At 71.9% G+C, this 7,268-nt stretch carries 4 protein-coding genes; 3 read left to right on the top strand and 1 reads right to left on the bottom strand.

All coding sequences use genetic code 11. The features are described from left to right. Positions 1–113 precede the first annotated feature (113 nt). Positions 114–1,211 carry a PAC2 family protein gene (locus tag TA90_RS01435; RefSeq protein WP_043534243.1) on the bottom strand — a complete coding sequence of 366 codons (1,098 nt, stop codon included), beginning with the start codon at positions 1,209–1,211 and terminating at the stop codon, positions 114–116. A gap of 238 nt (positions 1,212–1,449) precedes the next feature. On the opposite strand from TA90_RS01435, the gene TA90_RS01430 reads away from it, so the two are divergent. From TA90_RS01430 to TA90_RS01420, 3 genes are all read left to right on the top strand, one after another. Next, the gene (locus TA90_RS01430) at positions 1,450–3,741 is read left to right on the top strand and encodes a HelD family protein (protein WP_043534242.1); all 2,292 of its coding nucleotides are present in this window, start codon (positions 1,450–1,452) and stop codon (positions 3,739–3,741) included. A 290-nt stretch (positions 3,742–4,031) separates the two neighbouring features. Continuing rightward, positions 4,032–5,237 carry a phosphoglycerate dehydrogenase gene (gene serA, locus TA90_RS01425; RefSeq protein ID WP_043534245.1) on the top strand — a complete coding sequence of 402 codons (1,206 nt, stop codon included), beginning with the start codon at positions 4,032–4,034 and terminating at the stop codon, positions 5,235–5,237. Positions 5,238–5,343: 106 nt separating this feature from the next. Then, positions 5,344–7,242, top strand: coding sequence for an AMP-binding protein (locus TA90_RS01420; protein ID WP_074015219.1), 1,899 nt, complete (start codon positions 5,344–5,346; stop codon positions 7,240–7,242). Positions 7,243–7,268 lie beyond the last annotated feature (26 nt).

The following is a 7,268-nucleotide window of genomic DNA, read 5'->3' as shown; positions in this document are numbered from 1 at the left end:
CACACACCCAGGGCGGCGCCGACGGGTGCGGGACGGAAGGGACTGTTGGTGCTCACCGGGGCGCGTCCCCCGGTGTGCTCACCGTGAGGGTGCCGCCGGGGAGGCGCCGGGGCTCAGTCGGTGCCGGGTGTCCCCCACTGGTCGTCGGCGCGGTGACGCGGCTGGCGGGGGTGGCGCAGGGAGTCGCGGTCCTCGCGGTCGCGTCCGGCCACCCGCTCGAGGGCGTCCTGCACGGAGTCCGTGACGGTGTCCTGGTCCTCGTCGGTGGCAGCGGTGTCGCCGTCGTCCTCGGCACTCCCCCCGCCTCCTGCCTGTCGGGCCTGGTTGGCGAGGTAGGTCTCGATGACGTCACCGATGTCGCGTCCCTCGGACGCATCCCACTCACCGTCGGAGATCGAGGGCGCGGAACCCCCCTCCGCCATCGCATCGTAGTGCCGTTCGAGTGCCTGGACCGTCCGCTCCACCTCCGGGTTGCCCTCGACGAGGGCGGAGACCTGGGCGATGTCCTCGGTGGCCCCCCGCTCCAGGTCACCGACGGGCAGGGCGAGGCCCGCGAGGTCGGAGAGCCCGCCGAGCAGGGCCGAGGCGGCACGCGGGTAGGCGTTGTCCGCCATGTAGTAGGGGACGGCGGCCAGCAGGGTGACGCCCTCCACCCCGGTGGTCGACAGCCGCTCCTGCAGGAAGGCCGACAGGGGTGCCGGGAACTGCATGGTCCCCGCCATCTGCGGCTGGTCCGGGACGAGGGCCGGGTCGGTGGCCTGGACGTGCACGGGTGTCGGGCGGGTGTGGGGGACCCCGGCGGGGATCCCGTGGATGGAGAAGGAGACCTCGACCCCGGCGTCATGGGCGAGCTCGGCCACCGTCTGGGAGAAGGTCTCCCACTTGGCGTCCGGTTCGGGTCCGTGGAGGAAGAGCACCGGGTTGCCCAGGTCGTCGTGGACCAGGTCCAGGGCGATCTCGGGAACCTCGACACCGGTGGTCACCCAGTCCTCGACCGTCATGACGGGACGGTGGGAGCGGTAGTCGATGAACTCGTCGGAGTCGAAGGTCGCGACGCGCTCACCGCCCAGGGTGCGCAGCACCTGCATCACGGCCAGGGAACCGGCCGCACCGGCGTCCAGCGCGCCGTCGAAGTGGGTGACGAGGATCGGTGCGCGCGCACCCGATGCGGGTCCCTCGTCGTAGAGTCCGTTGCGTTGTCCGTCCGACATCCCCGTCCTCCTCCCCGTCCGTGGCCACCCGGGGCGACCTCCTCAGTTGTTGACCCCCACGCTACCCGCGCACCCGGGCGCGGGCGAGGGGTGACCCACCGATTGCGCCACGGGTGGAATCGGGAATGTGGGCCGGGCCGCAGCCCCCCACTTGCACGTGTCCGCAGCGTGGTGTCCCCCACCGGTGCCGGAGTGATGGGGCACAATGGACAACCGGTTTTCGTCGAGGGAGGCACGCATGAGCGAGGACGGCACCCAGGTGCGCCAGTACGACAGCGAGCTCAGCACGGAGCAGGCGTTCCTGGACCGGGCCTACGAACGGTTGGACGACACCCGCAACCGCTACCGCGCCAACCAGCGCGCCGCCGAGGCCAGCCCCGGGGTCGGCAACGCCCAGGGTCTCACCGAACGCGACGCCATCGCCGCCCACTACGGCGACCAGGCGACCAGGTTGGAGCAGGTCGGTGAACGCCTCGTCTTCGGGCGCATCGACTCCCGCGACGACGAGGTCCGCTACATCGGCCGCATCGGTCTGCGCGACGAGGACGGCTCCCGCCTGCTCGTCGACTGGCGGGCCCCGGCCGCACGCCCCTTCTACCAGGCCACGGCCGTCGACCCCCAGGGCGTGGTGCGCCGCCGCCACATCGCCACCCGCCTGCGCAGGGTCACCGGTGTGGAGGACGAGCTCCTCGACGCCGCCCACGCGGGCTCCAACGGCATGTCCCTCCAGGGTGAGGGCGCCCTGATGTCAGCCCTCACCCAGGCCCGCGACGGACGCATGGGCGACATCGTCGCCACCATCCAGGGCGAGCAGGACCGCGTGATCCGCGCCGCCGACGAGGGGATCATGGTGGTCCAGGGAGGTCCCGGCACGGGCAAGACGGCTGTCGCCCTGCACCGCGCCGCCTACCTCCTCTACGCCGAGCGGGAGCGCCTGGAACGGACCGGGGTCCTCGTGGTGGGACCCTCCCGGGTCTTCCTGCGCTACATCGAGCAGGTGCTCCCCTCCCTCGGTGAGTCCGGCGTGGTGGCACTGACCATCGGGGACCTGGTCCCCGGCATCCACGCCACCGCCCAGGACACCGAGGAGGTGGAGGCCGCCAAGGGTGACGAGGCCTGGGCCGGGATCCTGCGCGCCGCGGTGCGCGGACTGGCGCGGGTGCCCGCCCAGGACGAGACGCTGCAGGTGTGGAACCGCACGGTCGTCCTCCACCCCGCCGACGTCGCCGAGGCACGCACCCGCGCCCGGCGCACGGGAAAGCCCCACAACGTCGCGCGGGAGGGGTTCGCCCTCGAGCTCGTCGACGTCCTCGCCCGCAGGCTCGTGGACCAGGCCGGGGACGCCGATCCCTCCGACGCCGAGGCCTACCGCGAGGAGGTCGAGACCTGGCGCGCCGAGGTGCGCGACTCGGTCGACGCACGCCGGGCGATCAACCTCGCCTGGATGCCCACCCCCGCCACCAGGCTGCTCGAGCGCCTCTACGCACGCCCGGAACTCCTCGCGGAGCTCAACGCCTCGGTCTCGCCGCGTCTGTCCCCGCACCAGCTCGGGCTGGTGGGGCGGCCGCGCGGCTCGCGCCTGACGGTGTCCGACGTCCCTCTCCTCGACGAACTCGAGGAGTTGCTGGGGAGTTCCTCGGCCGTGCAGGCCCGCAGCGAGGCCGAGCAGCGCAGGCGCGAGGACGAGGAGGTGGCGCGTGCGCGCGAGGCCATCGCCGCCCAGGGCCTGGGCGGGGGGATCGTCTCCGCCGAGATGCTCGCCGACTCCGCCCGCGGTCAGGTGGAACTCGCACCCCTGGCGGAACGCGCCGCCACGGACCGGACCTGGACCTACGGGCACGTGGTCGTCGACGAGGCCCAGGAACTCGCACCGATGGCGTGGCGCGCCCTGCTGCGCCGTTGCCCGTCCCGGTCCTTCACGGTGGTCGGGGACCTCGACCAGCGCCGCGGCCACGACCGCCCCTCCACCTGGGAGCAGGCACTGGGACCGGCAGCGAGGGCCCTGTCCTCCGAACACGTGCTCTCGGTGTCCTACCGCACCCCGCGCACCCTCATGGAGCTGGCCGAGCACACGATGGCCGCGCTCGGGGAGCCGGTGCGGTTCCCCCTGCGCGCCGTGCGCGACGCCCGGGACGCCTACGAGGTGACCCTCCTCGGGGGCGGGTACACCGCACCGACCGGGAAGGACTCCGACCCGCTGTGGGCGCGGGTCCGCCGGGTCGTCGAGGATGAGACCGCGCACCTGGACGCCCTGGACGGGGAGGGACGGGGGCGACTGGCCGTCCTCGTCGCGACGGGACGGGCACTCGCCTGGGGCGCCGACACCGAGGGCTTCACGGGCCTGGACCAGCGGGTGAGCCTCCTGGGGGCGGTGGGCGCCAAGGGCCTGGAGTTCGACACCGTGGTCCTCGTCGAGCCCTCGGAGGTCCTCGCGGACGGCCCCGGCGACCTCTTCGTCGCCCTGACGCGCTCGACCCAGCGGCTCCACGTCGTGGCGGCCGGTGAGCTGCCCCCGGGGATGGACCCCTGACCCACCCCTCGCCGAAGTCCGCTCAGTTCCGGCCTCGAGGTCCGCTCACCCATCCCAGCCGGGCGGCACCCCGCACGGAACTGCCCGGTCAGAGGTCTCCGGTCAGAGGCGTCCGGGACGGACACACACCGGTCGGGCGAGCACCGGTCGGACACACGGGGGCGCTGGTCGCCCCACCGTGTCGGCGGCACACCGGAGGCGCCCTCGTACGCCCCCGGACGTGGCCACCACCACGTCCACGCGCTGGGCCCGGGGACTGCCGGCGGCGTCTTTCTGCCACGATGGGGGCCATGACGCGCGCGCTGCTCCTCGAGAACCCCCACATCGACGCCGACTCGATCTTCACCTCCAACGACATCCAGGTGACCCGCATCAAGGGGGCGTTGGACGAGGAGGAGCTGCTCAAGGCACTCACCGGCTTCGAGATCCTCGGCATCCGCTCCAAGACCACCGTCTCGCGGCGCGTCATCGAGGCCCACCCCCAGCTCACCGCCATCGGCGCGTTCTGCATCGGCACCAACCAGATCGACCTGGCCGCCGCGACCGAGCGCGGGGTGGCGGTCTTCAACGCCCCCTACTCCAACACGCGTTCCGTCGTGGAGCTCGCCATCGGGGAGATCATCGACCTCACCCGGCGGGTGACGGTGAAGAACTCCAAGCTGCACCGCGGGATCTGGGACAAGTCCGCCGACGGCGCCCACGAGGTGCGCGGCCACACCCTGGGCATCATCGGCTACGGAAACATCGGCACCCAGCTGTCGGTCCTCGCCGAGGCACTGGGGCTGAACGTCATCTTCTACGACGTCGCCGAGCGCCTGGCCCTGGGCAATGCCACGCGCATGCCCGACCTCGACTCCGTTCTGCGCGAGTCCGACATCGTCTCCATCCACGTGGACGGGTCGCGCTCGAATGCGCGCCTCTTCGGGGACCGTGAGTTCTCCCTGATGAAGAAGGGTGCGCTGTTCATCAACCTCTCCCGTGGCTTCGTCGTGGACATCGAGGCCCTGCGCTCCCACCTGGTCTCCGGCCACCTCGGCGGCGCGGCGATCGACGTGTTCCCCGAGGAGCCCAAGGCCAACGGCGACGAGTTCATCTCCCCCCTGGCCGGCCTGGACAACGTGATCCTCACGCCCCACGTGGGCGGTTCCACCGAGGAGGCCCAGCTCGACATCGGCCGCTTCGTCTCCACGAAGGTCTCGGAGTACGTGCACACCGGGTCCACCGACATGTCGGTCAACCTGCCCAACCTCACGCTGGCCGTGTCACCCTCGAGCCGCTACCGGATCCGCCTCATCCACCGCAACACCCCCGGCGTCCTGGCCCTGGTCAACCAGACCTTCGCCGAGTCGGGTGCGAACATCAACGGACAGATCCTGGGGACGGCGGGTCCCATCGGCTACGTGATCACCGACATCTCCTCGGAGCTGCCCCTGGAGGCGCTCGACGCGATCTCCACCATGGCCGACACGGTGAGGCTGGTCGTCGACCCTCTGTGACGTCGGAGGCACCCGTCATCCTCCACGGGTGCGTGGCGGCTCAGGGAGCGGTGCGGACCTACGGTGTCGTAGGCTCAGGGGTGTGGACGTGAACCCTGGGGGACAGATGACGCTGACCGAGAGACTTCGACAGGGGTACGCACCCGGCGTGGCCTACACCGTGCCCGTGGGCGGGGAGAGGGTCACCGACCTGCTCGAGGCGGTCGCCTCCCGCTACCCCGACCGCGCGGCACTCGACTTCTTCTCCCGTTCCACGAGCTACGCGGAGCTGGTCGAGCAGTCCCGACGAGGTGCCTCGGCGCTGGCCGCGGCGGGCGTGCACGCGGGCGACCGCGTCGCCCTCGTGATGCCGAACTGCCCCCAGCACGTCGTCGCGATCTTCGCCACGATGTACCTCGGGGCCGTCGTCGTGGAACACAATCCCCTCGCACCCACCGGGGAACTGCGCGAGGAGTTCAGCCGACACGGCGCACGCGTGGTCATCGCCTGGGAGAACTCGATCGAACGCCTCGACTTCCTCGGCCCCTCGGTGAGGGTCTTCGGCATGGACCTCTCACGCGCCCTTCCCCGCGCCTCCCGCACGCTCCTGAGCCTGCCGGTACCGGCCGCCCGTCGCAAGAGGGCGGAGCTCTCCGCCCCCACCCCGCCCAGCGTCGTCTCCTGGGACCGGGCCGTCTCGCGGGCTCGTCCCTGGGAGGGTGAGTGCCCGGTCGACGCCGAGGAGCCGGCACTCCTCATCCACACCGGCGGGACCACCGGGATCCCCAAGGCGGCGATCCTCTCCCACCGCAACCTGTGCGCCAACGTGGCCCAGTGCGTCGCCTGGGTGCCCGAGCTCCACGAGGGCTACGAGGTCTTCGACTCCGTCCTCCCCCTGTTCCACGCCTTCGGCTTCACGGTCAGCTTCCTCGCGGGCATCGCGCTCGGTGCCACGGTCGCCCTGTTCCCGAAGTTCGACACCGCCCTCGTCCTCACCTCACAGCGTCGCCTGCCGTGCACGTTCTTCCTCGGGGTCCCCCCGATGTTCGACCGCCTCCTGAAGGCGGCCCGCGAGCTCGATGTCGACCTGACCTCCATGCGCTTCACGATCTCGGGTGCCATGGCACTCCAGCCGGATCTCGCCCGGAAGTGGGAGGCGGCGACGAAGGGCTTCGTCATCGAGGGGTACGGCATGACCGAGGCCTCCCCCATCCTCCTCGGTTCCCCCCTGTCGCCCACGCGCCGGCCGAGCACCCTCGGTCTCCCGTTCCCCTCCACCGAGATCCGCATCGTCGACCCGGAGGACATCTCCCGCGATGTCGACGAGGGCGACATCGGTGAGCTCATCGCCCGTGGACCGCAGGTCTTCTCGGGGTACTGGGGTCGGCCGGACGAGACCGCACAGGCCCTCCAGGACGGGTGGCTCCGCACGGGCGACCTGGTGCGCGTCAAGGACGACTTCGTCGTCATGGCGGACCGCCGCAAGGAGATGATCAACTCCTCCGGCTTCAACGTCTACCCCTCCCAGGTGGAGGACGCGGTGCGCTCCATGCCCGGTGTCAGCGACGTGGCGGTGGTGGGTGTCCCGGCCGGGTCCTTCGGCGAGTCCGTCGTCGCGGCCATCGTCCTGGAGGCGGGAGCGTCGGTGACCCTGGAGGACGTGCGCACCTGGGCGGAGAAGTCCCTCGCCCACTACGCACTGCCCCGCCAGATCGTCGTGATGTCGGAGCTCCCCCACTCCCAGATCGGAAAGGTGATGCGCCGGCGCGTGCGCGAGGAGCTCCTCGCCGTGCCCGCCCGTGTCGCCGAGCTCGCCGGGCAGGCCCAGGTCGCCGTGGACCAGGCGCAGAGCGCGGTCTCCGCGGCCGCCGCCGATGCCAAGGAGCGTCTGCGCGACCTGCGCGCCCAGTCCGAGCGTCGGGGCGCCGGCCAGGAACAGTCCACGCCGGGCGGGCACGACGGTGGAGCGGCACCGGAGCCCGGTCGGACGGGTGCTGAGGGCGACGGGACCGCACCCGAGGACTGAGCGCAGGCGTCCGCGCCGTCCCGCGC

Source organism: Actinomyces polynesiensis, assembly GCF_000820725.1.
In the GTDB taxonomy this organism is placed as follows: domain Bacteria; phylum Actinomycetota; class Actinomycetes; order Actinomycetales; family Actinomycetaceae; genus Pauljensenia; species Pauljensenia polynesiensis.
Note: the sequence above shows the minus strand (reverse complement) of the source record. Positions and strands in the feature narration are given on the sequence as shown.